General features: G+C 56.7%; 21 protein-coding genes and 1 tRNA gene. 5 read left to right on the top strand and 17 right to left on the bottom strand.

The features are described 5' to 3' along the window. Positions 1 to 621: 621 nt before the first annotated feature. From A3841_RS08595 to thpR, 7 genes are all read right to left on the bottom strand, one after another. A complete protein-coding gene (locus tag A3841_RS08595) occupies positions 622 to 2100 on the bottom strand; it encodes a sodium:solute symporter (RefSeq protein WP_073851931.1) in 1479 nt (492 codons plus the stop codon). A 67-nt stretch (positions 2101 to 2167) separates the two neighbouring features. Continuing rightward, entirely contained in the window at positions 2168 to 3184 is a 1017-nt protein-coding gene (locus A3841_RS08600) for an MBL fold metallo-hydrolase (protein WP_073851932.1), read from the bottom strand. 217 nt (positions 3185 to 3401) lie between these two features. Beyond that, complete coding sequence (locus A3841_RS08605) at positions 3402 to 4058, bottom strand: hypothetical protein (RefSeq protein WP_235861334.1); 657 nt, start codon at positions 4056 to 4058, stop codon at positions 3402 to 3404. Positions 4059 to 4154: 96 nt separating this feature from the next. Further along, on the bottom strand, positions 4155 to 5987 hold the full coding sequence (locus tag A3841_RS08610) for a M61 family metallopeptidase (protein ID WP_073851933.1): 1833 nt from the start codon (positions 5985 to 5987) through the stop codon (positions 4155 to 4157). 187 nt (positions 5988 to 6174) lie between these two features. After that, positions 6175 to 6843: a class I SAM-dependent methyltransferase gene (locus A3841_RS08615; protein WP_073851934.1), complete on the bottom strand. Its 669-nt coding sequence runs from the start codon at positions 6841 to 6843 to the stop codon at positions 6175 to 6177. A gap of 34 nt (positions 6844 to 6877) precedes the next feature. Then, positions 6878 to 7369 carry a CinA family protein gene (locus tag A3841_RS08620; RefSeq protein ID WP_073852617.1) on the bottom strand — a complete coding sequence of 164 codons (492 nt, stop codon included), beginning with the start codon at positions 7367 to 7369 and terminating at the stop codon, positions 6878 to 6880. A 60-nt stretch (positions 7370 to 7429) separates the two neighbouring features. Continuing rightward, complete coding sequence (thpR, locus tag A3841_RS08625) at positions 7430 to 7975, bottom strand: RNA 2',3'-cyclic phosphodiesterase (RefSeq protein WP_073851935.1); 546 nt, start codon at positions 7973 to 7975, stop codon at positions 7430 to 7432. Between the two features lie 92 nt (positions 7976 to 8067). Here thpR and A3841_RS08630 point away from each other — a divergent pair, with 92 nt between their 5' ends. Both A3841_RS08630 and A3841_RS08635 read left to right on the top strand, forming a co-directional pair. Beyond that, positions 8068 to 8787: a phosphatase PAP2 family protein gene (locus A3841_RS08630; protein ID WP_073851936.1), complete on the top strand. Its 720-nt coding sequence runs from the start codon at positions 8068 to 8070 to the stop codon at positions 8785 to 8787. Between the two features lie 111 nt (positions 8788 to 8898). Next, a tRNA-Leu gene (locus A3841_RS08635) sits at positions 8899 to 8980 on the top strand. A gap of 909 nt (positions 8981 to 9889) precedes the next feature. Here the strand turns inward: A3841_RS08635 and A3841_RS08640 are convergent. The 4 genes from A3841_RS08640 to A3841_RS08655 all read right to left on the bottom strand — a co-directional run bounded on the left by A3841_RS08640 (position 9890) and on the right by A3841_RS08655 (position 14156). After that, positions 9890 to 11524, bottom strand: a complete 1635-nt coding sequence (locus A3841_RS08640; protein ID WP_073851937.1) for an ArnT family glycosyltransferase — start codon at positions 11522 to 11524, stop codon at positions 9890 to 9892. Between the two features lie 7 nt (positions 11525 to 11531). After that, the gene (locus A3841_RS08645; RefSeq protein WP_073851938.1) at positions 11532 to 12188 is read right to left on the bottom strand and encodes a lipid-A-disaccharide synthase N-terminal domain-containing protein; all 657 of its coding nucleotides are present in this window, start codon (positions 12186 to 12188) and stop codon (positions 11532 to 11534) included. After that, a complete protein-coding gene (locus A3841_RS08650; protein WP_073851939.1) occupies positions 12175 to 12939 on the bottom strand; it encodes a glycosyltransferase in 765 nt (254 codons plus the stop codon). Before A3841_RS08650 ends, A3841_RS08645 begins: the two co-directional genes overlap by 14 nt. Positions 12940 to 13103: 164 nt before the next feature. Then, entirely contained in the window at positions 13104 to 14156 is a 1053-nt protein-coding gene (locus A3841_RS08655; RefSeq protein ID WP_073852618.1) for an NAD-dependent epimerase/dehydratase family protein, read from the bottom strand. A gap of 446 nt (positions 14157 to 14602) precedes the next feature. Here A3841_RS08655 and A3841_RS20280 point away from each other — a divergent pair, with 446 nt between their 5' ends. Both A3841_RS20280 and A3841_RS08670 read left to right on the top strand, forming a co-directional pair. Then, entirely contained in the window at positions 14603 to 17479 is a 2877-nt protein-coding gene (locus A3841_RS20280) for a tetratricopeptide repeat protein (RefSeq protein WP_073851941.1), read from the top strand. Between the two features lie 48 nt (positions 17480 to 17527). Further along, positions 17528 to 18103, top strand: a complete 576-nt coding sequence (locus tag A3841_RS08670) for a histidine phosphatase family protein (RefSeq protein WP_073851942.1) — start codon at positions 17528 to 17530, stop codon at positions 18101 to 18103. Positions 18104 to 18398: 295 nt separating this feature from the next. Here the strand turns inward: A3841_RS08670 and A3841_RS08675 are convergent, their stop codons facing one another. The 6 genes from A3841_RS08675 to A3841_RS08700 all read right to left on the bottom strand — a co-directional run bounded on the left by A3841_RS08675 (position 18399) and on the right by A3841_RS08700 (position 25546). Next, positions 18399 to 18830 (bottom strand): RDD family protein, encoded by a 432-nt coding sequence (locus tag A3841_RS08675; protein WP_073851943.1) that lies wholly within the window; start codon positions 18828 to 18830, stop codon positions 18399 to 18401. 395 nt (positions 18831 to 19225) lie between these two features. Beyond that, the gene (locus A3841_RS08680; protein WP_073851944.1) at positions 19226 to 19699 is read right to left on the bottom strand and encodes an RDD family protein; all 474 of its coding nucleotides are present in this window, start codon (positions 19697 to 19699) and stop codon (positions 19226 to 19228) included. Positions 19700 to 19819: 120 nt separating this feature from the next. Next, a complete protein-coding gene (locus A3841_RS08685; protein WP_073851945.1) occupies positions 19820 to 20800 on the bottom strand; it encodes a c-type cytochrome in 981 nt (326 codons plus the stop codon). A gap of 217 nt (positions 20801 to 21017) precedes the next feature. Continuing rightward, entirely contained in the window at positions 21018 to 22652 is a 1635-nt protein-coding gene (locus tag A3841_RS08690; RefSeq protein ID WP_073851946.1) for a M16 family metallopeptidase, read from the bottom strand. 45 nt (positions 22653 to 22697) lie between these two features. Then, positions 22698 to 24056: a M16 family metallopeptidase gene (locus A3841_RS08695; RefSeq protein WP_073851947.1), complete on the bottom strand. Its 1359-nt coding sequence runs from the start codon at positions 24054 to 24056 to the stop codon at positions 22698 to 22700. Between the two features lie 866 nt (positions 24057 to 24922). Beyond that, positions 24923 to 25546, bottom strand: coding sequence for a MarC family NAAT transporter (locus A3841_RS08700; protein ID WP_073851948.1), 624 nt, complete (start codon positions 25544 to 25546; stop codon positions 24923 to 24925). 239 nt (positions 25547 to 25785) lie between these two features. Here A3841_RS08700 and A3841_RS08705 point away from each other — a divergent pair, with 239 nt between their 5' ends. Beyond that, the gene (locus A3841_RS08705) at positions 25786 to 26916 is read left to right on the top strand and encodes a 5-(carboxyamino)imidazole ribonucleotide synthase (RefSeq protein ID WP_073851949.1); all 1131 of its coding nucleotides are present in this window, start codon (positions 25786 to 25788) and stop codon (positions 26914 to 26916) included.

Raw genomic sequence — 26916 nt, forward strand, 5'->3', positions numbered from 1 at the left:
CTTGACAGGCTTGAAAAGCCATACTTATACTTGAACTGTACTTTTTACTTCGGCTATACTTCCCTGGCCTCAGCCTCCTGCAACTGGAAACAGGCTATACTTTCTAGCTTTCGCTGATCCTCCAGACTCACTTGCCTACCGTTGCACATCATACTTTGGCTCCCTCTAGCCCGGGAGGGCTCGTCCTCGGGCATCGCGCTGTGTTCCCTTCCTTTGCTCCTGCGTCGCAATGCCCTTTCAGGGCACCGGAATCTCACAAGGCGCTCAACCCAAGGACTGGGATCAGATTCGATAGCTTCTGCTATTACAACTGTCCCCTTGAGGGGACTATAGGGGTGTTTATACTTTGACTATGCAACTTATACTTCAGCCAAAGCAACTACAGATTCCCCACCTTAGATAAGGAGGGGCAGGGGTGGTTGGACCCGGTATTGCAAAGCCCCCTCCCCTGTTTTTAGGGGAGGGTTGGGGAGGGGTGAAAGCTGGGGTGAGGAACCGGCACAGCGAAAACTCCCTCTCCTGTTTTTAAGGGAAGGTGCAGTCCATTGCGAAGAAGCTGGTGAATAAAGCAAACGCCCTCCTCCGAAGAACGGAAGAGGGCGTTTGAAAGCCTGGAAAAGCCTAAACCGTGGTTTGCTCCCGGGCCAGTTCCAGTTCGTCGATCTTGCCCGTGGAAACCGCCATCAGGCCGATGAAGGTGAGCAGGCCGTTGAGGATCAGCACCTCGAAGCCGAACTCGTAGCCCCAGAACCAGTCCACGGAGTTATAGCTCAGGATGAGGGTAAGCAGCGGCGCGATGATGCAAACGGCAGGCACAAGCTTGTCGCGCACGGCCCGCCTGGTGTAGATGCCGAAAGTATAAAGGCCCAGCAGTGGCCCGTACGTATAACCGGCCACCTTAAACACGGCGGTTACCACACTGTCGTTGTTCAGGATATCAAAAATGATGATCACAACGCCCATCAGCACGGACATGCCGGCGTGAACGATGTAGCGCAGGCGCACGCGCTCCTGCTCCGGACGGTCCTTGAAGTTAAGGAAGTCCACGCAGAAGGAGGTGGTCAGCGCCGTGAGCGCCGAGTCGGCGGAGGCGTAGGTGATGGCGATGATGCCAAGTATAAACACGATGCCCGCAAAGTATGAGAAGTGGTTCAGGGCCAGGAACGGGAACACATCATCGCCGCGCTCCGGCAGGGCAATGCCCTTGGCGTTGGCGTAGATGTAAAGCAAAGCGCCCAGCGCCAGGAACAGGATGTTCACGAACACCAGGATGATGCTGAACCAGAACATGTTCTTCTGGGCATCGCCCAGGTTTTTGCAGCTCAGGTTCTTCTGCATCATGTCCTGGTCCAGGCCCGTCATCACGATGGCGATGAAAGCACCGGCGAAGAACTGCTTGAGAAAGTACTTGCTATCCTTGAAATCCCAGTAAAACACCTGCGAGTAATCGCTGGCCTGTACCGTGTCAATCAATCCCTGGAAACCCAGGTTCAGCTCGTCGGAGATGAGCCAGATGCTGACGCCAACGGCCACCAGCATGGCGGTTGTCTGGAAGGTGTCGGTCCAGATAATGGTTTTCATGCCACCCCGGAACGTGTACACCCAGATAAGGGCGATGCTGATGAGCACGGAGACGGAGAAGGGAATGCCAAAGTCATCGAAAACTGCAAGTTGCAGCACGCCCGCCACCAGGAAAAGGCGGATGGCCGCCCCCAGGGTGCGCGAGAGCAGGAAGAAGGCTGCACCCGTTTTGTACGACCACCACCCGAAGCGGTCTTCCAGGTATGTATAGATCGATACCAGGTTCATGCGGTAATAGAGCGGCATGAGTACCGTGGCAATCACGAAGTAGCCCAACAGGTAGCCCAGCACAAACTGCAGGTACGAAAACTGGGCCGTTGCCACCATACCTGGAATCGACACGAACGTAACCCCCGACAGCGAGGTGCCGATCATACCGAAAGCTACCACATACCAGGGCGAGGAGCGGTTGGCCAGGAAGAATGTCTCAGAGTCGGAGTTGCGGCTGGTGAGGTATGAGATAAAGATCAGGACACAGAAGTAGGCGATAATCAGGCCTATGATAAGGGTTGAAGACATAGTGCAGGCAGTGGTTCGTGAACGTTCTAATTCACAAATATAGCAAAACTATGCTGCCACGCCATGCCTAAATAAGGTCCTGCAGCAGCACAGCCTCCCCGATGGCCGGGATGCGCAACCCCTGCAGCATGCCCGAGGCGGCAATCTGCTCCAGCAGGCGCACCGGCTCGCTCGGTGGCTCGTCCGAGAGGTCGTAAGTGCCGTAGTGCATGGGGATGAAGGTGCCGCCGTGCAGCAGGTTGTACGCTTTCACGGCCTCGTGCGGGCTCAGGTGGCTTTTCTGCATCAGAAACGACGGCTTGTAGGCACCCACCGGCATCAGGCACACATCCATGGGGCCGAGCAGCTCCTCTATTTCCTCGAAGTGCGGGGCAAAGCCCGTGTCGCCGGCAAAGTATAGCGTGTGGGTGGGCGTTTTCAGCACAAAGCTGCCCCAGAGCACCTTGTTCATGTCCGTCAGGCCGCGGCGGTGCCAGTGCGAGGCGGGCATAAAGTATACCTCCACGCTGTCGGGCACCAGGTCATACTTCTGGTACCAACCCGCCTCCTGGTAGGGCAGGTGCGGGTTTATACTTCGCAGGATGTCGCCGGCGCGCAGCGGGGCCAGCGCCTTTACCTGCGGGTTGGCCCCGTAAACCGTCTGCAGCGATTTCTTGTCGAGGTGGTCGCGGTGTGCGTGGGAGAGCAGCAGGAAATCGATGTTGCGGAGGTCCTCCGGCGCGCAGGGTGTCCCTACCCGTCGTTTCAACATCGGAATGTCGTACAGGGCCGGGTCGGTGAGGAAGGTGATGCCGTTGAGGCGGATGAAAAAGGAGGAGTGCCCCAGCCATACCAGCATGTCGCGCTCGTCGTGCAGAAAATCCTTCCCTTCCTGCACGTGCGGCGTGTAGTGGTCCAGCTTCTTCTGATCCCGCTGCGGGTTTCGGCTTAGTTGCCACTTCAGCACCTGGCTGAAATCGGGGTTGAAGAGCTCGTCGCCATTGGCGAAGCGTCCGTTTACGGTTTTGTTGCCTCTGTAGCCGGGTTTTATGGTTTCGAGGCGCTCGTTTTTTATGTGGCGGATGTGGTTGTTTTTCTGCTGCAAAGTTTGTCTTCGTTAGGGTTTCCTGGCGAAAGCCGAGCGCAAAGGGTAATATGGGCTCCTCGCGTGCGTCGTGCCTCTGGGTTTGCATCACACTAATATACTTCAGAAACGGAAAAATAGGTTATGCAAGGCTGATTTTGGAAGGGCCGCTAAAAAAAAGCGCCTCCTGCAGGTACAGGGAAGCGCTTTTATACTTGCTGTGGGGTATCCTAAACGCTTACCAGTAGCCGTACCTGCTGCCGTAGGCCGGTGAGTAGAAATGATTACCGTAAGGCGAAGCGCCATCGGTATAACGAATACCGCCGGTGACACTAAAATGCTCCGTGATCTTATAGGTCGCCTTAAAATCGGCGCCCATGCGGCCGGGGCTGTAAAAGCTGTTGTTATTAAACTGGTTGGCGGGCACGTTCGAGAAATCGCGCCAGATGTTGCCGCTCAGGATCAGGCGATCGCTGGCCAGGTAATCCACGCCCACGCTGGCCATGTAGTGGCTGCCGCCGCCGTTGCGGTAAACAACGGTGTTGCCCTCAGGGCCGGTTAGCGGCAGGTTATAGCCAGAAGTATGCACGTAGGCCAGGCTGGTGTTTACCCGGAAGCGGTTGCTGACCTGATAACGCACGGAGGGCTCCACATAGGTGGCGCTGCCAAAGCCGTTGCTGATGCTGGCCCCCATGTTCAGGCCATAGCTCAGTTTCGGGCCCTGCCAGGCGGGTTTGCTGCGCTTGGTTTGCTCTGGTGTGGCTGCGGCTACAGGGGCGGTTTGCGCCACGGTCGGAACGGGGGCAGCCTCCAGGCTTGGCTTCACGTCCTGGGCCATACTTTGGCCGGCGTAGAGCGGCCCAGCGGCCAGTAATATTATGAATATATTTTTCACGTGGAAATGGCTCAAGTATAAATTCTTATACTAAGGTAGGGCTTCGATGGTTCAAAAGCAAAACGCAGGCACTACCTTTAAAGTATAGCTTGCCTGCTATTTCGCCTTGGAACCCAGCCAGGCCGCCCGGCGCGCCTCTATCTCCGGCGTCAGCTGCTTGCCTATACTTTCAAAGGGCACCACCTCCAGCGTCTGCACCTCCTCCAGCACCAGCGTGGCCTGGCGCGGCTGGCCCAGGCGGCTATAGGTGAGGGCCATACTTTCGCCCGGCTTGCGGTTCTTCAGTGCCTTTTGCAGGTCTTTCTCTTTTCTGATCTTGCGGCCATCGAGCGTCAGGAGCACATCGCCCCGCTCCAAGCCGGCTTTATAGGCTTCGGAGCCCACATAGGTGCCATTCCGGATCACTGCGCCCTCGTCCTTGTAATCCAGGTACAACTGGCCCAGGGTCGCCTCCCCCGGTTTGGCCTTGCGCAGCTCCAGCCCCACGCCGGCCAGCAGGGGCGCATAGTCCGGCAACGCGCTGCCGAACACACTTTGCTCAAAGAAACGCTTTGCAAACGCGGCGTCGCCACTTACCGCTGCCAATGTCTCCTGCACGTTAGCCATGGAATAGGGCTTTTCGGGAACGCCATACTTTAGCCAGAGGGCCTGCATAAAGTCATCCAGCGTTTTGTCGTACTGCTGGCGCAGGGTCATGTCCAGGGCCAGGCCCAGCATGCTGCCGTAGGTGTAGTAGGAGATAAAGGTGTTGTGGCGGTTCACGGGATCCACGGATCGGGCGGCGTCCACAAAGGGGGCCTGCCGGCTCATTTCCACCAGGCTGTGGTACTGCCGCCCCGGCGAGAGCAGCACGTAATTCAGGTCCCCGGCTAGGTCAGACGCATACTTTTTCAGGTCGTAGATGCCGCTGCGGGTCATCGTCAGGTCGCCGTAGTAGCTGGTAAAGCCCTCGGCCAGCCACAGCGCCTCGCTCATGTTCGCCTCCTGGAAGTTGAACGGTTCCAGGGATTGCGGGCGGATGCGCTCCACGTTCCAGGCATGGAAGAACTCATGCGACACCGTGTTGAGCAGCGGGCCCATGGCGGAGGCCAGTGGCCTGGAGCTGGTGAGGATGGTGGAGTTGCGGTGCTCCATGCCATCGCCGGCGGCCTGCGGCATGTAACAGCCAATAAAAGTATAGCGGCCGAAGTCAAAGTCGGGCAACTGCCCGAATACTGCCTGCTGCTCGGCCACAATGGCCTTGGTGTGATCCACGTACTCCTGAAACTGCTCCTGGGTGCCCTGGTGGTGCAGTGCCACCTGTATGGTTTTGGGTTTACCGCCGTCATGTACCGTCCACTCGGCAAAATCAAAGTCGCTGAGCTCGGTGGGGCTATCCATCAGGTACTGGAAGTTAGGGGCGAAGTAGGTGTTGCCCTCTTCCTGCCGCAGCTGGGTGGCCACCTTCCAGTTGCTGCCCTCAGGGATGTGAAACGTGACGTAGGCCGGCGCCTCCTCGAAACCGCGCGCATACATCAGGCTGGCAGGCGCGTTCAGGTGGGCGTGCGTTTCGTCCACGCCGGCATAGGTGCCGTCGGCATGGTCGGCAAATAAGGTATAGCTGATGGAGGCGCTGCCGTCGTGGCCCAGCACAGCCCACTCGCTGGTGTTCAGGCGCAGGAGCTGCAGCGGCTGCCCTTGCGCGTTCGAGGCCCGCACGTTGTACACGTTCTTGGCAAACTCATGGATGGCGTAGCGCCCCGGCGAGGAGCGTGGCATCAACACTTTCAGGGTATCGGTCTGAATATCAGAAAAGGAAACATTTATCTCTGCCTCGTGGTGCACTGCGTTCGGGAACGAGAGTTGATACCTTACCTGCTGCTGCGCCAGTGCCGGCTGTGCCCCCAGGCTCAGCGCCAGGCCCAGGAGCCCGTATAATGTAGGTTTCATTGCTTATATCAGTATAGTTGAAAGTATAAATATAGGGATTGGCAAATGGGGGAGCAACTCTAATCAATTATCAGTTAACAGTTAGCAGTTATCAATTATGTGTTGCCAGGTACCTCTATCTTTATCTACCTCTAAGGAGCAATCTTATATGCTCCATAACTTTCTAACTTTTTAACCCTCTAACTTTCTAACTCCCAAACTCCTCAACTCTCCCAAACGCTTTGGTCTGCACCATGCCGCCGTAGAACGTCTGGCTATACTTTTGCTCCAGTCCCAGCGCTGTAAAATGGGCGCGATAATCGGGTAGTTGCCTGGCCTGCACATCGCTCATCAACCCAAAGAAAGTATACATGCCTTTTATGAGGAGCCGCTGCCACCAGGGCGGGGGCTGCTGCACGGGCCAGAAATCAGCAAAAAGCCACTGGCCGCCGGGGGCCAGGGCCGAGGCTAGTTTATACATGAGCTGGTGCAGGCGCTGCGGCGGGAAAAGATCCAGCAGGAAAGGGGTAATGAGGACGTCGAACTGCTCCTGCGGAAGTATACTTTGCTCGGTGCCCAGCCGGAAAGTAACGTGGCAGGTATGAGGGTTTCTATACTTTTCATACTTCTGCCGGGCGCGCTGCAGCATGGCCGGGGCGGCGTCCAGGTATAGTATGTCCAGCCGTTTGCCTGTTTGCAGGAGTTGCTCCAGCAGCCAGCCGGTGCCGCCGCCTATCACCAGCACCCGCGCCTGCCGCGGCACGAAGGGCAGCAGCGCCAGCTGTGCCTGCTGCAGCGTGTGGCCGTACACCAGCCGCGCCAGGGCATCATAGAAAAAGGCTACTCGGTTAAATCCGCTGTCGGGGAGCTGGGGCAAGGTATGGGCAGTGGGTGAAGGCGCAAAATAACGATTAGCGGTTGTAATGCTGCTCCACCACGCCTTTTAGTTTATCAAAGATAAAATCGACGAGCTGCTTGCGCACGCTTTCGGTGTTGCCTTTAAAAACCTCCCGGAACTCCTCGGCCTTGCCGTCATACAGGAAGCTGACGAACATGGTGCCCACGGGCTTTTCCTCGGTTTCGGAACCGCCGGGGCCGGCCAGGCCGGTGGTGGCGATACTGATGTCCGCGCCCAGAAGCTTCCGCAGGCCCATCACCAGCTCGTTGGTTACCTGCTGCGACTCAGCGGTGTACAGGTCCAGCGTTTCCTTCTTCACGCCCAGCAGTTTTTGCTTCACCTCCGGCTGGTACACCACCAGGCTGCCTTTCAGCACCTCGCTGCTGCCCTTGGCTTTCACAAATTCAGAGGCCAGCATGCCGGCCGTGCAACTCTCGGCAAAAGCAACCGTCAGCCCTTTGTCCTTCAGGCCCATCATCAGCTCTGTAAGCTCCTTTTCGTTCATTTTTTGGTTCATTAGGTGGTTGGGTGCAGCCTGTTTTACTGCAATTGGCGGGCGCAGGTTTTAGCCTAACGGATAGCGTTCTAACACAGAATAGGAGGGGTGCGGCGCGCCCAGCACCGATTGCCACAGCGCCACCTCCCGCACCGGCAGCACCAGCGGTTCTTCCGAGGTAATGGCGGGCAGCTGCTTGGGGGGCTGCGCGTCCTTGCGGTAGCGTGCCAGGGTAATATGCGGGATGGATTTTTGCTGTGCCGGCGGCTGCTCTGCCAACATCTCTGTCAGCTCGCGGCTCAGGGCCTCAAAGGCCGGATGCGGGGCAAAGCGCGCCCAGATGAGCCGGGGGTGCCGTGGCTTGGGACCAGGCTCGGTGCGCTCAAACTGCAGCGTGAAGGGCTCGTGCCGCTGCGCCACCCGGACAATCCGCTCTTTTATACCTGGCAGCTCGTTCTCCGGCACGTTGCCGATAAAGTAGAGCGTGAGGTGCAGGTTCTGCTGCGGCAGAATGCGCAGGCTCGGGTGCTCGAAGTGCGCCAGGTGCCCGGCCAGTTTCTCCTGCAGGTCGGGGGGCAGCGGCGCGGCCGCAAACAACCTGATGCTGTTTTTCATAGTTTACGTATAGTGTTCCCTGAAGAATTACCGGGGCACGGGTAAATCCGTGCCCGGTAGAGATACGTTGTTTAAAGTAAACCTGCAACGGTATGATACGAACTTTCTATAAACGGATAGCGGCCTCGGCGGCCCTCTTCACGGTGGAGCTGGTGTTCATCTGGCTGCTGTTCCTGGTCTGCATCATCGTGTTTCTGTACCTGGGGCGCGAGATCATGGCGGGCGATAAAGTATGGCTGGATGAGGCGGGCTTTGCCTTTGCCGCCAGCTTGAGCAGTCCGTTTATGGACGGTTTCATCAAGTTCATCACCTTCTTTGGCTCCGGGCAGTTCCTCACGCCGGCGGCGCTGGCCCTAATCGGCTTTTACCTGTTTGTGCGCAAGCACCGCTGGAATTCCCTCAAGGTGCCGGTGGTGGCGCTGGGCAGCATCACGCTCAACCTCGTCCTGAAGTACTTTTTCGACCGGGCGCGCCCTATGTCGCCGCTGGTGGAGGCCTCGGGCCTGAGTTTCCCGAGCGGCCATAGCATGGTGGCGGCCTCCTTTTACGGCTTGCTGATTTACCTGGCCTGGCACAACGTGAAGGACGTGCGCCTGCGGAACACGCTGATTGTAGGGCTCAGTATTTTTGTGCTCCTGATCGGCTTCAGCCGGATTTACCTGCGGGTGCACTACCCAACCGACGTGTTGGCAGGCCTGGCGGCTGGTTTTCTGTGGGTTATCATGGGGATATCGGTGCTGCACCGCATGGAGCGGGTCTCCGGCAAAGAGATTACGCCCATACTGATGGAGGAGCCGGCAGAAAAAGAATAAATTTATGCGAGCGGGTATTGTTTTCCTGAAACCCAGCCATTACTTTTGCACTCCCAATCAACACAAAGGGTTAAAGGGTTTTGGGGACGTTAAGTTGATATAGTGAAGTACGCGCAAGTGGCGAAATTGGTAGACGCGCTGTCTTCAGGCGGCAGTTCCGCAAGGTGTGAAGGTTCGAGTCCTTTCTTGCGCACACTAAATCATGAAAAGGCTAATCTTTAGGGGTTAGCCTTTTTTGTTTTCAGGCGGTTTATACATTTATACTTGCTGTTCCGGACATCCTTGTCGGGAACTCTGCCTGCTGCGGATTTCCTAGTCCGCGTGAGCCAAAGCTCATATATATCTGCATCAGGATTTACAGGATGAAGGGTTAGTAGGATTTTATAACTGAGCTATACTTTTATACTTGTCTGGCGCAAGCGTCCGCTTGTGCCTTCAGCACCTGCTTTCTGTAACTTGAACTATGTTTATACTTTCATAGCCGCCGCTTTCTGCAACCTGATACAAGCTATACTTATTAGCTGCCGCTAATCCTCTAGTTCCCACAAATCAACCGTTTCATTTCTGGCTTTGGCTCCCTCAAGCCCGGGAGGGCTCGTCCTTTGGCATCGCGCTGTGTACATTTCCTTTGCTGTCGCAATGCCGCCAAGGCGGCACCGGAAATCTACAAGGCGCTCAACCCAAGGACTGGGTAGCAGTTCGATAGCTACCTACTATGCAACATGAACCAAAGTCCCCTTTGAAAGGTGTAGGGGGATGTTCCTCCAATCCCTCAAGCAATGAAACTTATATTTCAGCACCAGTAATCACAGACTCCCCTCCTTAGATAAGGAGGGGTTAGGGGTGGTTGGACTATAGCAACTATGAAACATGTACTTCCCAGTAGTTTCAGCTTCACCTCCCTCCCCACAAGATCCTTTCAGGATGACAGAAAATGGAGCAAGTATAAATTCTCATCTCGGGAAGGTTGGGGGAGGAGTTTACACCTGTAGGGACAGGTCGCGACCTGTCCGCGCTATACCTGCAGCTATAGAATTTATACTTTAACTAAAGCGGCTGCAGTAACTCTAAACCTTGTTCCGGAGGCGCGAACACCTACAGCCTAATAATACACCACCCACTCCCCAACCTGCTCCTGCGCATCAAAGTGCTCCAGCATCCACTGCCGCTCTGCCGGCAGCTCGTTCTTCACCACCAGCACGGGCTTCTGCTCTAGCAGCTCTCTCAGGCGCTGCATGTCCTCGGGGCGGTTTAGCTGCAGCAGCTGCTCGCGCCACTGCTCGTCCTGCTCAAACTGCAGCTCCCGCTCCAGCTTGCTTGTGCCATCGTCCAGGGAGACAATGCTTTTATTCAGCTCAAAGGCCAGTGAGGGAAGCAGCCTGTTGTACACCAGCACCGGCCGCTCTTGCAGGCTACGCGTGGTAATGACCTCGGCAACCGGGCGGCTGCCGTTGGTGAACTGCGGGTTATGCGCCAAAAGTTTGGCGGAGTAGGGCAGGAGCAGCGCCGTGAAAACTAGGGCCCCGTACACCAGCTTCTGCTGCGGCTGCCGCTCGCCCGTCCAAAGTATGGCAAGCGCGCCCAGGATCAGGACCGGGTACGCGAGCACACGCCAGGGCAGGGCAACGCCGACCGGCAGCAGCGGCGCCACGAAAAGCGCCACAGCCAGCACCGTAAAGTATAAAAGCCCGGCATGCATCGCCTTTGTAACAGCTTTTTCAGCCATGTGGTGGAGCAGCCACGCCGTTAGCAGCGCCTGTCCGGCAAAGATGGGCAGAATGTAAAGTATAAGCTTGGAGCCGGAGAAGGAGAAGAACACCAGTGGCACCAGAATCCAAAGTATAAAAAGGCGCTTCAGCCGGGACGGCATTTTTTTGAGCCTGCCCAGCTGTGCCAGCAGTATACCTGACCACGGCAGGCTAAGGGCAGGGGCCAGCACCAGGTAAAACCACCAGGGCTTGGAGCGGCCAAAAGTCTCGGGGTTGGCGTAGCGCTGCACCGTATGCTTAAACAGGAAGTAATCCACGAACTGCGGGTCCTGCAGCATCAGGTATACATACCAGGAGCTGCCCAGCGCCAGGAACAGCAGGAGCGCCGGCAGGTGGTGCCAGCCGGAAGTATGGCCGATGTCTGAAGTATAATTTCCCCCAAACCCGATGGCCACCAGCACCGGAAAAATTAGCCCCACCGGGCCTTTGGTCAGGAAGGCCAGCGCCAGCAGCAGGTAAAAGAAGTAGAGCCAGCCAATTTCCGCCCTGGTTTTATACTTTAGCCACGCCAGGATGGCCGCCAGCTCAAAGGTAGCCAGGAACGAGTCGGTGGTGAGGTTGCGGGCCGAGATGAGCACCGCCGGAATGGTGAGGTACACCACAGCGGCCAGGAGCGCCTGCCGGGGGCTGCTGAAAATCTGTTTGCCAATGAGATACACCAGCCATACCTGCAACACGAGCGAGAGCTGCAGGAAAAAGCGCGCGCCGAAGGCATTCGGCCCGAAAAGCTCCATCCCATAGGACGTGATGATGTAGGTGAGCGGAGGTTTATGATAATGCTGGATGCCCAGCAGGCGCGGGTGCAGCAGGTCGCCGCTTTGCCACATGGCACGGCTGATCTCGGCGTAGCGGGCCTCGCTGGTCTCTACCACGCCCCATCCCCCTAAGTTTAACAGCAAAAGCAGAAACAGCACAAGCAACAGACCAAGGAGTGACTGGTCTGAGCGGTCTTTGCGGAGTGGCAGCATCTAAGGTTTAGCTCGTGGTGGATGGTTTAGGGGCCGACCGTTGTTCGCGCAGCCCCAGCATAAAGTTACGAGTATAAGCCACTACACCAAATACCTGCCCCAGAAACAGCACCGGGTCCAGCCGCAGCGCGGCGTAAGAGATGATCATGAGGCTGCCTGCCAGGCTAATGACCCAAAAACCGAGCGGGATGACCGACTCCTGCAGCCTTTCCGAGCACCACCACTGGTACACAAAGCGCATCGTGAAGATAAACTGCCCGGCGCCGCCCCAGGCGATCAGCACGCCCGAGACTTTGCTGTGCTCCATGATGTAGCTGAAGCTGTAGGTGTCGCTCCAGAGCAGCCAGCCGGTAGCCGCGAAGGGGAAGAGCAGGGCGCCCCAGCGCACCGGCCAGGAAAGCCCCTCCCATACGTGCTTTAGCTTGATGTTGCGCACATAGATGAAGTAGGAGACAAGCTGGCCGCCCACGATCACAATGTCGTTCCGCAGCGCGCCGTAGGTCATCAGCAGGACGGAGGCCAGCAGGCTGGTGGTCCAGAAGGAGGCGGGGGAGAGCACGCGGCCGGCCTTTTCTGACGTCACCCACTGGATGAGGATGCGTGCCGAGAACAGCAGCTGCGCCAGCAGGCCCACGCCGTAGATCAGCAGCTCAGATACGTCCATCAACTACGGCAGGCTGGTTTTTGTATGCTTCTGCGATGCCATAGCGTATGTAGCGCCTGCGCATCCACCGGAAGGCAAACGTGTCGTTGAGCGGGCCCCACAGGCGGTTGAAGAGGTGGTACTTGGAATAACCGGCAAAGCGCTCGAAGTGCTGCACAGGCAGCTGCTTGATGCTGGCGCCCTGCAGCTGCAGCAGCGCCGGCAGAAAGCGGTGCATCCCGTCAAAGAAAGGCACCCGTTTGGCGTAGGCCGCGTCCATGATCTTGAGCGGGCAGCCCGTGTCCACGATGCCGTCGTTGATCATGTACCTCCTGAAGCCGTTGGCAATTTTAGAGGAGATCTTCTTGATAAAGGTATCCTTGCGCCGGGCGCGAATGCCGATGACCATCTCGTGGTGGGGCACATGCTCCAGCAGCAGCATAAAGTCCAGCGGGGAGGTTTGCAGGTCGGAGTCGATGTAGCCGATGTGGGTGGTCTGGCAGTGGTCGATGCCGGCTTTGATGGCGGTGCTCAGGCCGTGGTTGCGGTCCAGGGAAAGGAAGCTGTAGCCAGCGCTGCCGTGGCAGATTTCGCGGATCTGGTCCAGGCTGCTGTCGGTGGAGCCATCGTTTACAAAAAGCACCTGCGTGGGCACCGGCGACTGCGCCAGAAAGGCGTCCATGGCCTCGCGGAAGCGCTGCAGGCAGCCCTCCTCGTTAAATACCGGCACCAGCACGGTCAATGATACCGACTCTAAAGTACTTTCAGGCATCTGCTTACTTAATTATCAAAAGTATAAATTCTTTTACAGCAGCCGCAGCGGCAAAGTTCATACTTTACCCACTACTTTTAGCCGCGCGTATTGTCTCCATGTTTAGGGCATTGGCTCGCCCGAATCCAAACGTATACACGATGCATCCGGGGCGGCGGCCCCGGTTACTGCACCACCAGCTGCGGCACCTCCTGCACCTGGTGATACGCCTTAAACCACGCCACAAACTGCTGTAGCCCCTGCGCCAGCGTGGTGTGCGGGCGGAAGCCGGTGACACGCGCCAGTTCCTCCACCTCTGCGTACGTGGTCTGCACATCGCCCGGCTGCATGGGCTGCAGGTCTAAGCTGGCCTTGCGCTGCAGCAGGCGCTCCAGAATTGCCACCATCTCCAGCAGCTGCTCGGGCTTGTTATGGCCAATGTTGTAGAGTTTGTACGGAACTGGCGCTGGTTCCGGCTTTACTTCCAGCAGCTTTACGATGCCCTCCACCACGTCGTCCACATACGTAAAATCGCGCAGCATGTCGCCGTGGTTAAAGATTCGGATCGGTTTATCTGCCATGATCGCCTGGGCAAAGCTGTAGTAGGCCATGTCGGGCCTGCCCCAGGGACCGTAGACGGTGAAAAAGCGCAGGCCGGTGGTCGGGATGCCGTAGAGGTGCGCGTAGCTGTGGGCCATCACCTCGTTGGCCTTCTTGGTGGCGGCATAGAACGAGACAGGTGCGTCGGTGCGGTGGCTGGTGCTGAAGGGCGTCTGCTCATTCAGCCCGTAGACCGAACTGGAGGAGGCGAAGAGCAGGTGCTTTACCTGATGGCGGCGGCAGCACTCCAGCACATTGGCAAAGCCCACCAGGTTGCTGGTCACGTACTCCTCCGGGTGGTCGAGGCTATGGCGCACCCCGGCCTGCGCGGCGAGGTTAATCACCACATCGAACCGGTGCACTTCGAAGAGTTGCTGCAGGGCTGGCGCATCGGCAATATCGAGCCGTGTGAAGTACAGGTTGGGCGATTTTATACTTTGGGCTGGGGTGCCCTGGCTGATCTCCTCCCGGCTAAAACCCTGCTGGGCCAGCCGCTTATACTTCAGCTCCGGGTCGTAATAGCTGTTCAGGTTGTCGAGGCCCATCACAAAAGAGGCATGGCGCTGCAGGGCCATTACCAGGTGATGGCCGATAAACCCGGCGCTGCCGGTTACAAGTATGCGTGGCGGAGCTTCCATCCCTTTGCTGTTTTTGGCCTGGGCCGGGTGCAAAACCTTACTCTTAAGTATAAGCCGCAAAGCTATTTTCAGAATCTGTAGCAATTCTGTAGCATGTGGGCTGTATTCCTATATAATGGAATGATGTTATTATACTTTGTTTTGTATACTACGGATTTAAGAAATGATGGTAGGGTTGCACCAAAGTTTTTCACTGCAGATGCTACCTTACTTGCTTCTGCATTGGAAATTCCTGGTCCGTTACCAGGGGATTAGAACGCTGGCGGGAGAGCGGGTGGATGAGGGCTGCCAGGGGAATCACGCAGGTTTAAGGGATGAAAAGTCGAAGAGAAGCCCGCGCCAACCCGTTCGCAGCTGATATCTAGGTTTTTAAATATAAGGCCCCATACTTTTATCAAAGGCAGGAAAATCATACTTTTAAAACTTGATACCCGCTACCTACACTTATGCTGTCTCTCCCTAAAAAGCTGCTGCTTTATACTTTCGGACTCCTGCTAACACTGCCCGCCCTGGCCCAGCACCCCGACGAAGTGGCGGCTGTGCGGCAAAAGCTGCAGCAGGAGCGGCAGCAGACGCTTCGGGCAAGTATGAGCCCCGCTCAGAAAGCCTCGCGTTTGCTGGAGCTGGGAGCCTGGCAGGAGGCAAAACAGCTGCTGCAGGGAGCCCAACCCACAACGGATGTAAGGCTGGCCCGGGCAGAACTTGCCATACTGGAGAACAGATTTGCCGATGCCGAATTGCTGGTGCAAGAGGTACTGCAGCAGAACCCGCAACACCGTGAGGCGCTGCTGCTGTTAAGTAAGCTACAGGTACAGGCCTGGGAACTGGAGAAAGCCAAAGCCACCGCAAGTCAACTGCTCGTGCAGAATCCTGCCGACGAAGAAGCCGCCCTGACAGTAGGCCGTGTATTGATGCTGCAGAAGAAGTATGGCGAGGCACTGGAGTGGGCCAAAAAAGTACAGCGCTGGAACAAGGACAATGCCGGAGCCTGGCTGCTGGAATCGGATGTGCATTTCTGGAACCAGAAGCCGGAGCTGGCCGAGCAGCCGCTCATCAACAGCCTGACGCTCGACCCGTTCAATGCCGATGCCCGCTTTAACTACGGCTACGCCATCTGGCGCCGCGTGGATGCCACGCAGCTAAACGATATGGCCGCCCAGTGGGAACTGGCCCTGGCGCTGAACCCGCTGCACTACGTTACGCACTGGCACTGGGGCAACGGGCACACCAACCTTACCTACGCCGATTATGCCCAGCCCGAGGACGAGCAGGTGCGCGAGGAACTGCGGCAGGCGGATAAACTCCTCTCTGAAAATAGGCTGAGAGAGGCTTTGGCGGAAATAGAGGAGGTACAGCAAACGTATAAATCCTCGGTGCTGCCGGCCATGCTGCGCGGCTCCGCCTATTACATGGCCTTCGACCAGGACCGGCAGGCGCGCCTCGACTCGGCCCAGGCCATTTTCCAGCGCATCCTCCAAAAAAAGCAGCACTATGGACCGGCGCACAATGCCCTGGCAGCCGTGATCAAGCAGAAGCAACTCACTTACCTGCACAACTATGACTCGTTGCAGCAGGTGGTGCAGCAGACCGTGATCAAGGACCCAGTGAACTTTGCCCGCGTGTTTCCGGACGTGACCTACTATCCTGGGAATGAGGTGCAGCAGATGGTGTGGTCGCAGCTCTACGAGAGCATTGTCTACTTTCCGTTCCTCTCTAAGCAGGGCGAAACTTTCGTGATTCCGCCGTTGCACGTGGACTTGGCTATCGCCATGAAATCGCCCTACTTCCGACAGGCCACCACCTTTGATAACCGCCAGTGGATGGACATACGTGGCGTGGGAAGCGGCGCGGCAGCCATTGAGTACGTGGTGCGGGGATCCTACCTGGAGCGCAACGTGGTGCTGCACGAGTACGTGCACCTTTTTCATGGGCGCGTATTTACCGATGCCGAGAACCGTGCGGTGCGCCGCCTCTACTACAACGCCATGGCGCAGGGCCGCACGCTCGATTATTATTCTGCCAACAACGAACACGAGTATCTGGCGCAGACCTACCCGGCCTACTTTGAGCCCGTAAAGGTGCACCCGCTCAACCACAAATCCATCAACACCACCGCCGATTTAAAAGCCAAGGACCCGGAGCTGTATACTTTCCTGGACGGGCTGGTGCAACGGCAGCGGGCCTACCTGGCCGGCGACAAACAGGCCATGGCCAGCAACTGGGCAGAAGTATACCTGAACCTGGCTGACCGGGCGCAGCGCCAGAACGAGTTGCAGAAAGCAGGTTTATACTTAGACAGCGCCCTGGTATGGGACAAACGCTACCAGCCGGCCCTGCTGGCTTACGCCGGTGTGGAGCAGCGCAGGAAAAAGTATAAGGAGGCGCAGGCGTGGCTGGAGCAGGCCAAAGCAATCAACCCGAACTATGCCCCCATCTACCTGGCCGAGGCCGAGCTGCAGGAAACCATGAAGCGCAGCGGCAAACTGAACGCCCACGACGCGCTCATCAGCCAGATAGAGCTCTACAAGAAAGCCGCCGAACTGGAGGACGACCTGCTGATGCAGGCCCAGGTGAACGAGCGCTTCCGCGCCTTTTTCGTGGACTACGGCATGGTGCCGGAGGCCGTTTCCGTGGCCCAGGCATATGTAGAGAATGCCCCCACTGTATCCACCTACCTCCGCGACCGCCGCGACGAGGCCCTTGCCTATGCCAGCTGGCTGAAAGGCACCACCAGTATAAATCCCGAGGCAGAGCAGGAGCTGCAACAGCTGGTATCCCTGAAGCCGCAGAACTATAACCTGCGCAGGCAGTACGCCGAGGTGCTGGCCGCGCAGGGCAAGTATAAGGAGGCCTTCGAAACGTTGGCCGAGGCGCAGCGCATCCTTTCCGCCGCCGGCTCGCCCCGCCCCGATTTTATGACACTGATGGCCGCCTACCAGCTGCAGCTGGAGAACAAGGAGGCGGCACAAACCCCTATTCAGCCCTTGCTGGATGGCAAAAAAACACTGCAGGCGCAGGACCGCCACCTGCTGGTGCCGGTGCTGGCTACGCTGGGGCAGCAGGACAGGGCCAAGGCCTTGCTGAAGGAACTGCCAACACCGGAGACGGTGGTAGAACGTGCGCAGCTGCAAACAGCGAAGGGCCGCATGTATGAGGCCGCCGGTAAATTCAACAAAGCCATCCAAACTTATGAGCGCTCCCTGCTGCTGTACCCTTACCAGCTGGAGGTGCGGCAGCGGCTGGTGCGCTTGCTGCAGCAGAAAGGCCGCACCCGGGATGCCGAGCACGTGGCGCAGGCCGGGGAGCAGCTGGCGCATTCGTAAAAGTATAAACACAACCAATTTCCATACTTCTAACCAATAACCGTTCACATGATCAAACCTTTACTGAAACAACTTAGTGTTTTCTTCCTGCTGCTAGTGGCCGTGGCCTGCCAGCAGGCGCCGGTGGGGCAGGAGGGAGCCCTGGCCGTGGTGGACCCGGTCGATAACAACACCCAACCGACGGTGGTATACCTGGTGCGCCACGCCGAAAAAGACATCTCCGACATCAACAACCAGGACCCCGACCTGACGCCGGAAGGCAAGGCCCGGGCCGAGGCGCTGCGCGAGTTGCTGAAGCAGGAGCAGGTGGATGCCCTCTACGCTACCAAGTACATCCGCACCAAGAACACCCTGAAGCCGCTGGCCGAGGAGCGCCAACTGGAGGTGCTGCGCTACGAGGCAAACGACTTCATCGGGTTGAAGAACCGCATCCTGGAGAACCACCAGGGGCAGACGGTGGTGGTGTCGGGCCATTCCAACACGCTGCTGCCAATCCTGGAGGCCTTCGGAGCAAATCGCCCGGTACCCGACATCTCGGAGCAGGAGTATGACTACCTGTTTAAAGTAACGCTGTCCAGGGACGGAACAGCCACGTTGGAGACAGACCGCTTTGGAGTGAACTAAGGCTCTTTCATACTTTCCGGAATCCCCCGCAGCGCCACGTTGCGGGGGATTCTTTTTTACACAGCCTCCTGTGGCCGCTGCCGCCGTAAGGGCGTAAGCAAAGTATAAAAGGGGAGCAGGTATAAAAGCTTAAGAGTATAGCTGACAAGTATAGTGGCAGAAACCTGATTGTGCGGCAGGGGAGCTGGCTATACTTGGGGGGCACAGAATTGCGGGGGCTGGAACGCAGACTCCGATGTGCAGCAGCACCCTTCGGGGAGATCTCCCGGGAGAGGAAAAAAAGATTGATTTATACTTACCGGGCGATTACCTGCGTGCCGGCCACGCGGTCGTGGAAGGCGCGGCGGCCGCCGTCATCTAAACCAACCAGGAAACGTAAAACCGCCAACACGGCAGCTGCCGGCCGGAGCATGAAGCGCAGCGTGGCCGCCCTGAAACTGATGCGCTCACCTGTGGGCCCTGTGACGCGCAGGTTCATCAGGTATTTTCCCAGTGTGCCCTGGCAGGGGCAGGTTTCGGTGCCGGCAAAGTATAGCCAGCCAAGCAGAAGGTGCAGCAGCCGCTCCGGCTTCAGGAAAAGTGCTTGGTCGTTGCTGCTGAAGGTAAAATAATCGGTGAGGCCAATCAACGTGAGTAGCAGCAGCACATCCAGCGCAAAAGCCAGCAGACGCGCGCTCAGGTCGGCCAGCTCGGTTTTCTCTTTACTTTGGGTATAGGTATTCTGCATAAAAAGTACTCATAAGGGTGCGCCCCTTTTTATACTTGCAGCGGGTGTGTTGGTTACGGGTGTAAGGGAAGAAATTATACTTTATTATGAGGGTTTGGGTGTTATGTGGTCACAGCTAGTTGTTTACGGGTTGTCAGATTGGCTTAGTTATACTTTGCTGCCTGACTTCGCAAGAGAGGAGCGCCCGGAAAGCTTTGGTGAAAGTATAAATGTTACAGCTGCTCGCATGGCGCGGGTAAGTCGCGACTGTCCCCACAAAGTATAAACCACGCTAGCTGAGGACGCCTGGTTTTGGCCGTCCCGGGAAGGCGATCATACTTACAGTCAGTTACTTTATACTTGCCGCATCGCCCTACGCAGGAAGATGCCTTTGTGGGAGGTAAGGCGAATACCCCTTATACCTCTTTATTCCCCGGGTGCTGGAGCACCAGCGTGTTGGCCAGCTTATCGTGCAGGGCCTGGCGGCGCTCCGTGAAGGCGGCCATCAGGTAGCCGATCAGCAGGATGAAGCCCGAGAGCATTTTGCCGAAGTAGCGGCCGGAGGCGCGGGCAAAGGAAATGCGGTATCCCTCCGTGTCCGTCACGAAAATGCCGAAGATCTGCTTGCCCGGCGTGGCCTGGCGGGAGGAGCTCTCGAAACCGGCGTAGTAGAGCCAGCCAATCAGCGCGGCAAGCCCCTGTAGCTGCAGGCGGCCTTCCGTATCCGTTAACTCCGGAAGCGTATCAATGCCAAGTATGGGAAGTATGAACAGGTTCATGAAAATGGAGATGGTCAGGGCATCCACAAAAATGGCGGCCATCCGCTTCCAGAAGCTGGCATACGTGAGGGCGATCGGGTTTTTCTCTTCTTCGTTTCGGTAAAGTTGCATGCGCACAAGTGGTCTTGGCAGCGATGATACAACATCCCGGGCACACCTGCAACAAAAAAAGCTGCCCACACGAGGCGGGCAGCCCTTGAAGTATAAAGTATGGTTTCTCCGGATGGGTCGCTACGGTTTGGCGGGCGGGGTAAAGCGCACCACCTGGTTCTTAGCCGGAGCCTGCGCCCGGAGGTATTTGTAGATGGCCCGCAGGTCTTCCTCCTTCATGCCCGCGTACATTTTCCAGGGCATCAGCGTCTGCATCTGGCCCGGCTTTAGCTGCTGGGTAGTGTCCTGAAAGGCCTTAAAGCGCTGCAGGAAGTTTTCCTCGCTCCAGGAGCCGATGCCGGTTTCCCTGTCCGGGGTGATGTTGGCTGAGCGCAGCACCGACCCGTCCGGGAACTTGAAGTCCATGCCTCCGGCGAACGCCCCGAGGTCAGCATCCTTGGGGGAGTGGCAATCCCCGCAACTGGCAACCGCTACCAGGTACTCCCCACGCAACAGTTCGTCGTTCAGCGAGGCCGGGTTGGTGGCCTTGGGCATTTGGCTCGATGGCATGGTGCGCAGGATGAGGTTGAACGGGAAATCGGCGTCTGATTCGGGCACCTCGTTCCGGATCGGCTCCAGCGTGCGGATGTAGGCAATGATGGCGTAGGCGTCCTGCGTGGTGAGTTGTTTGTAGGCCCCGTACGGCATCAACGGGAAAAGCGGTTCCCCATCCTTGCTCACGCCCTGGGTCATGGCGCGGTATACTTCGCCGTCGGTCCAGGTGCCGATGCCCGTCTCTTTGTCCGGGGTGATGTTTTTGGCGTAGAATGTGCCCGGGAAGCCCATGTTGTGGTCAAACTTGTCGCCGCCTTTCCCGAAGGTGCCGGGTACCGGAGGAGCCGAGAGTTGGGAGAAGTCGCGGGTGGAGTGGCAGTCGATGCAGACGGTAACGTGGTTGGCCAGGTAGCGGCCGCGCTCCACCTGCTCTGCCGTGTGCCTTACGGTAATGGTAGGGGCGGCATCCACGTTGGGGAAGGCGTACTGCAGGTAAATGGCCCCCGCGGCAATGGCCACCAGCGCGACCACAACAAGGTAGCCGACCACTTTCAAAGCTTTTTTCATGGTTTTTGTTAAGTATAGTGTTAGGGAGGATTAGCGCATAATAATTAAAATATAAAGTGTAATATTTATAAAATAGATTCTTAAAAGCAAACTTTTCTGCAAGGTTAGGAGAAGTTTTCCGTCTAAGTATCAAAATGTTAAGCCAGCAAAAACGAAAAAGCCGCAGACTAAGGGTCTGCGGCTTTTGCTATACTTCAGAAAGTATAAAACGGGAAGCTTACCGAAAGGTATCCTTGCTGTCCACGATCTTCACGTCCGTCACATTCAGCTTGTAGGTGGCGATCGCATCGTCCTCGGCCAATACCTCCTGCGGTAGTCCCTCTTTTACCAGGTTAGAGTAGCTCATCGGCGATGGCGTGTTGTTGAGCAGCGCCTCCTTCAGCGGTTCCGCCTCGCTGTCGTCCGTCACGATGGTGATGAACATATTGTCCGTCTGCCAGTACTTCTGCACAGCTTTATTCACGTCCTCCACCGTCAGGTTGGCTAGCAACTGGTCCATCTCCTCAATGTAATCCTCACGTCCGTAGAAGCGCGAGTCCATCAGAAAGCCCAGTTGCTTCTCCGTGGTCTGGATGTAGAGCTTCATGTAGGAGCGCAGGAACTTGCGGGTCAGCTCGAACTCCTCCTGCGTCATGCCCTTGTTAATCAGGTTATCCACCTCGCGGATGGCCAGGCGCAGCGCAAAGTGGGCATGGCCCACGTTGATGTCGCTCAGCTCGGCGTACTGCTGCTTCAGGCCTTCGGCAATCTGCACCGGCCTGATCCAGAGGGCGAAGTAGTTGGAGGTACGCGGCACGTTCGGGATGGGCAGCTGCACGTTTCCGCCGCGGTCGTACCACTCAATGTAAGAGTAGTCGCCGTAGTTCATGGAGCGGGTGGTGCGAATCTTGTCGTACAACTTGCCGTAGCTCTTGCGGTGCTCGCCCAGGAAGGAGTTGGCCACCATCAGGGCCGCAAAATCATCCGAAGAGCGGGTTACCGGCATTGGCGTACCCGTAAAGATGGCAGAGCCCAGGGCATCGCTTTTCCGGATGATCTCGACCTGCACGCCGTTGGGCTGGTTCGGCTCCCCGGCCAGCGGTATGCTTGGCTGCACGGCGGAAAGCTGCGCCACGTCGTTTTTCAGCTGGTTCAGGAAATCGGGGCTGTAGTTGCCGGCGATGCCGATCATCACGTTGTTTTTGGTGAAGTAGTTCTGCCAGTGGCTTTTCACGTCCTCCAGGGTGATGTTGGGTACGCTGGCTGAATTGCCCTCTACCATGTGCTGGTAATTGGTGCCGCGGAACAGCAGGTCTTCCAGCGCTTTTTTGCTGTACTCCTCATCCGAAGAGGCGCGGATCACCTGGTCCACGAAGTTCTGCTGGTTCGACTTCACGCGCTTGAAATCCTCCTCGGCAAAGGCCGGATTCAGCATTAAGCCGCGCACGATGGGGTAAAACTCACTCAGGAAATCCTGGTGCACGGCAAAGGTGAAGGTGGTCACCTCCTTGTCCACGTTGCTGTAGTACTCGGCGGCCCACGGGAAGATCTTGTCCTTTATCTCCGACACGGGCATGTCCTTTGTGCCCGACTCGGCGATCATCTGGGCGGTGGTGTAGGTCAGGCCTTCCTTGCCCTTCGGGTCTACCATGGAGCCGTTTTTGAACATCAGCTTGATGATGACCTTATTGGACTCCGGCTGGCGCAGCTCCACCACCTTATCCGGGCCAAAGGCCGTGTTGGCGTCGAAAGCCGTGGCGGTGGCGGTGGTTTCTGCGGTATCGGTGGTGCTTTGCTGGGATGTCTGCGGTTGCTTGGCGCAGGAGGCGGCCATCAGGGCAAGCGGCAGTATGTAAGCAGCTATTTTTTTCATGGGTTTCAAATCTTTGTCATTTATACTTTAAAGTAGGACCAGGCCTTATTTCACCGGCGATTTCTCGGTGGGGGCAATGGTGCCAACGGTCATCGTCTGCGTTACAAAGTATTTCTTGGCCGCATTCATCAGGTCCTGTGCCGTGATGGTGTCGTATACTTTGTAGATGTTGTTGAGCGACTCCGGATTGCCGGTGAGCCAGATGAAGCGGGCCAGGGAGTTGGCGATGGCGTCGGGGCTGTCCATGCTCATGGCAAAGCTATACTTGATGCGCGACTTCGTCTCCTCGATCTTCTGGGCGTCCATCGGCTTGGTCTTAGCCTCGTTCAGCGCCTTCATCAGCTCGTCCTTTACATACTGCATATCCTCGGTCTTCAGCACCGAAGCAGACACCTGGATCAGGTTCGGGTCGCGGGAGAACTGCGGGCCGCCCCCAATGAAGCGGGCCTTCTGCTCCTCCACCACCAGCTTGCGGTACAGGTCGGAGTTCTCAGCGAAAAGTATGGTGGTGAGAATGCTCAGAGCGGGCAGGTCTTTGTCCTTGTCGGAGAAAGCGGGGCCTTTAAAGTTGAGGCTCAGGTAAGGCGGGAAGCCCTTTTGCTGCACATGCGCGTAGCGGGTTTCTTTCTGTGCAGGCTCTTTTGGAATCTCAGGCTTGTAGCTGCCGCGCTTCCAGTCGCCGAAGTATTGCTGAGCCAGGCCATTCACGCGCTCCGGCGTCACGTCGCCCACCACCACAATCGTGGTATACTCGGGGCGGTAGAAGCGGTCGAAAAACACCAGCGAGTAATCGTATTGGTTGGGCATGTCCACCACGTCCTCGAAAAAGCCCATGGTGGTGTGGGCGTAGGTATGATTCTTAAAAGCGGTGCTCACGGTTTTCTCATACAGCTGCATGTAAGGGCTGGCCGAGTTCTTGGTATACTCGCCCTTCACGGCGCCGGCCTCGGTCTTGAAGTCGTGCACGCTATACTTCAGGTTCTGGAAGCGGTCGGCCTCGATCTCGAACATTTTATCCAGCATGTCGGCGTTGCCGGTCATGTGGTACACAGTGCGGTCTATACTGGTGTTGGCGTTGGCGGCGGCGCCCATTTCCTTCATGATGTCGCCGTAGGCCTCTGTGCTATACTTGTCGGTGCCCCGGAACATCATGTGCTCGAAAAAGTGCGCGAAGCCGGTTTTGCCCTGCTCCACCTCCTCGCGCGAGCCGGCGCGGACCACAATATAGAAGGCTGCCAGGCCGGGGCTGTTGTAGGGTACGGTCACCACGTTCAGGCCGTTTGGCAGCTGTTTCTGGTGGATGGGGTAGGGCAGGATCTTGTCGTTCTGGCTGCTTTGCTGGGCCACGGCCGTGGTTACGGCGAAAGCCAGCAACAGCAATAGGGCTACTACTCTGTGCTTCATGTTATTTTAGTTAGGTTTAGGTGAACTATCAGATATGCCTTAAGCATATATAGGCATGCTAAGTTACTTAAAAGGAGGTGTACGGGCAAAGGTGGCAAACCGATAGGGTTTTCTTCTCGACGAACGGATCGGTTTTGTCTGTAGAGGAGGGAAATCTATATATTCTTTAGGTAGCAGGGATTGTATACTTGCCTTTCAAGGTGCAAGGCTTCAGAAGCATATCCTGCCAGGTTTCGGGTTAGCAACCCGACTGGGTTGCAGAGCTATACTTTATACTTCCTTTTTCTGGCGCAAGCGTCCGCTTGTGCCTTCAGTACCTGCTTTCTGTAACTTGAACTAAGTTTATACTTCCATACCCGCTGCTTCCTGCTATTTGAACCAAGCTATACTTGCTAGCAACCGTTCATCCTCCAGGCTTACAAACCTACAGTTTCATCTCTAGCTTTGGTGCCCTCCAGCCCGGGAGGGCTCGTTTTCCCGCTCGGCACTGGGAGCTTTTCCTGCCCTCGTGCCTCGGGCTGCCTGCGGCACCGGAAAAACTCGCATAGGCGCCTCACAGAAAAACTGGGTATCATTCCGATAGCTACGGCTATCTTGTCATTTCGACCTTTGGAAGAGTTCTCTATAGGATCCCGAATAAATCTCTCGCGCTGCTGGAGATGACAATAAAGTATAACAAGTAATGAATTCCCCTCTCGGGAGGGGTTGGGGTGGGTTCATACTTGTAGGGACAGGTCGCGACCTGTCCGCGCTATACCAGTAGCAATGAAACCTATACTTGAGCAGTGGCAGTTACAGCCCCCCTCCTTAGCCAAGTCTAGGATCCCGAACTTGTTTCGGGAGAGGAGCAGGGGCAGTTAGAGGGTTTACCGTTCCGAAAAGAACAACGCCGTAAGCGCCGACACAATGAAATTGACCCCGATGGAGAGCACAATAAAGCCCATAATCCGCGAAAGGGCCGAGAGGCCGGACTTACCCATGTAACGCGTCAGCTGGTGGGAGGAGCGCAGGATAAGGTAAGAAACGACGGCCAGCAGTATTATTCCGATCAGGATCATGACCATGTCGATGTAAGAAAGTGAGGTAGTGAACAAACCTATACTTACCGCAATGGCGCCCGGGCCGGAAAGCATGGGCATGGCCAGCGGCGTAAAGGAGATGTCCTCCTTCAGCTGCCCTTCCTCCACCACATCCGGCGAGATCTTTTTCTTGCTGGCGCCCGGCGAGAGCAGCTCAAAGCCGGCACGCATGATCATCAACCCACCGGCAATGCGCAGGTCGTGGATGCGGATGCCGAAGAAGTTGAGCACGTACTGGCCAGCCAGGAAAAACACCGCCAGAATACCCACCATGTACAAACAGGCTTTAAGCGCCTGCTGGTTGCGGTAAGCGGGCGTGTCGTCCTGCGTCAGGGTCAGGAACACGGGCATGGCGCCAAAGGGATTCACAACGGAGAACAGGGCAGAGAAAGTGGCAAGTATGATTTCCATGAAGAAAGAAAGGACTCGGATAAAGTGTAGCGTTAAATATAGATTTTAAATAATGCATCTGCAACGTAAAACTACTGCCGGAGTTGGCTAACTGGCCATATTAAGGGCATCAATCATGGTAAAAAGACAGTGGGTGGAGGGAGTTGCATCGGAAAAGAAGCAGAACTTGAGCCTTTTGTCTTTCGTCTCCGTTCATAATCCGTATTTTTGAGGATAGATCAACCAAACCGTTACACGACATGAAAGGAGAAGTAAAGCTGGGCATACTGGGCGGCGGACAGCTGGGCCGCATGCTGATGCAGGCTGGGCTCGATTTTAACCTCTACACCCTGGTGCTGGACCCCGACGAGAACGCGCCCTGCAAAGACATCTGCCACGAGTTCTACGTGGGCAGCTTCCGCGATTTCGACACCGTGTATGAGTTCGGCAAGCAGTGCGACATCCTCACCATCGAGATTGAGCACGTAAACGCCGACGCGTTGGAGAAACTCGAGCAGGAGGGGGTGAAAGTATACCCGGATGCCAAAACCGTGCGCACCATCCAGGACAAGGGCCTGCAGAAGGAATTTTACCGCCAGCACAACATCCCCACCTCCGATTTTATACTTCTGAAAGACAAATCGGAGCTGGAGCAAAGTATAAACTTCCTGCCGGCGTTCCAGAAGCTCCGCCGCGAGGGCTACGATGGCCGCGGCGTGACCCGCCTGACCGGTGAGGCAGATTTCAGAAAGGCCTTTGAAGAACCGACGGTGCTGGAGAAACTGGTGGATTTTGAGAAAGAGATCTCCGTGATCGTAGCCCGCAACGAAAGCGGCCAGGTCACGGCCTTCCCGGTGGTGGAGCTCAGCTTCCATCCGGAGCACAACCTGGTGGATTCGCTCTTTGCCCCGGCCAACGTGCCCTACAAACTCCAGCGCCACGCCATCGAGATTGCCACGCGTGTAATTGAGGCTTTCGGAATGGTGGGTATCCTCGCTGTGGAGATGTTCCTGACCAAAGACGGGCAGATACTGGTGAACGAGGTGGCGCCGCGTCCGCATAACAGCGGGCACCATACGATCAAGGCCAATTATACCTCGCAGTATGAGCAGCATTTGCGTGCTATACTCAACCTGCCATTGGGATCCACTGAAATACAAAGTGCCGCGGTGATGCTGAACCTGCTGGGTGAGCCGGGCTATGATGGCGAGGCAAAGTATGAGGGGCTGCAGGAGGCACTGGCCGTGCCGGGTGTCTACATCCACCTGTATGGCAAGAAGTACACGCGCCCTGCCCGCAAGATGGGACACATCACCGTGCTGGGGCAAAGTATAGAAGAGGCGCAGCAGCGTGCCGAATCCATTAAAAACGTCATCAAAGTAAAAGCATAA

It is taken from the genome of Pontibacter flavimaris, from assembly GCF_001907195.1.
GTDB lineage: Bacteria > Bacteroidota > Bacteroidia > Cytophagales > Hymenobacteraceae > Pontibacter > Pontibacter flavimaris.

Excerpts from the sequence above, each read along its gene's own strand:
- A3841_RS08610 (WP_073851933.1), bottom strand. The coding sequence starts at position 5,987 with ATGAAACCTACATTATACGGGCTCCTGGGCCTGGCGCTGAGCCTGGGG.
- A3841_RS08680 (WP_073851944.1), bottom strand. The coding sequence starts at position 19,699 with ATGCAACTTTACCGAAACGAAGAAGAGAAAAACCCGATCGCCCTCACG.
- A3841_RS08650 (WP_073851939.1), bottom strand. The coding sequence starts at position 12,939 with ATGCCTGAAAGTACTTTAGAGTCGGTATCATTGACCGTGCTGGTGCCG.
- A3841_RS08675 (WP_073851943.1), bottom strand. The coding sequence starts at position 18,830 with ATGCAGAATACCTATACCCAAAGTAAAGAGAAAACCGAGCTGGCCGAC.
- A3841_RS08685 (WP_073851945.1), bottom strand. The coding sequence starts at position 20,800 with ATGAAAAAAGCTTTGAAAGTGGTCGGCTACCTTGTTGTGGTCGCGCTG.
- A3841_RS20280 (WP_073851941.1), top strand. The coding sequence starts at position 14,603 with ATGCTGTCTCTCCCTAAAAAGCTGCTGCTTTATACTTTCGGACTCCTG.
- A3841_RS08630 (WP_073851936.1), top strand. The coding sequence starts at position 8,068 with ATGATACGAACTTTCTATAAACGGATAGCGGCCTCGGCGGCCCTCTTC.
- thpR (WP_073851935.1), bottom strand. The coding sequence starts at position 7,975 with ATGAAAAACAGCATCAGGTTGTTTGCGGCCGCGCCGCTGCCCCCCGAC.
- A3841_RS08620 (WP_073852617.1), bottom strand. The coding sequence starts at position 7,369 with ATGAACGAAAAGGAGCTTACAGAGCTGATGATGGGCCTGAAGGACAAA.
- A3841_RS08705 (WP_073851949.1), top strand. The coding sequence starts at position 25,786 with ATGAAAGGAGAAGTAAAGCTGGGCATACTGGGCGGCGGACAGCTGGGC.
- A3841_RS08690 (WP_073851946.1), bottom strand. The coding sequence starts at position 22,652 with ATGAAAAAAATAGCTGCTTACATACTGCCGCTTGCCCTGATGGCCGCC.
- A3841_RS08595 (WP_073851931.1), bottom strand. The coding sequence starts at position 2,100 with ATGTCTTCAACCCTTATCATAGGCCTGATTATCGCCTACTTCTGTGTC.
- A3841_RS08655 (WP_073852618.1), bottom strand. The coding sequence starts at position 14,156 with ATGGAAGCTCCGCCACGCATACTTGTAACCGGCAGCGCCGGGTTTATC.
- A3841_RS08700 (WP_073851948.1), bottom strand. The coding sequence starts at position 25,546 with ATGGAAATCATACTTGCCACTTTCTCTGCCCTGTTCTCCGTTGTGAAT.
- A3841_RS08640 (WP_073851937.1), bottom strand. The coding sequence starts at position 11,524 with ATGCTGCCACTCCGCAAAGACCGCTCAGACCAGTCACTCCTTGGTCTG.
- A3841_RS08670 (WP_073851942.1), top strand. The coding sequence starts at position 17,528 with ATGATCAAACCTTTACTGAAACAACTTAGTGTTTTCTTCCTGCTGCTA.
- A3841_RS08695 (WP_073851947.1), bottom strand. The coding sequence starts at position 24,056 with ATGAAGCACAGAGTAGTAGCCCTATTGCTGTTGCTGGCTTTCGCCGTA.
- A3841_RS08645 (WP_073851938.1), bottom strand. The coding sequence starts at position 12,188 with ATGGACGTATCTGAGCTGCTGATCTACGGCGTGGGCCTGCTGGCGCAG.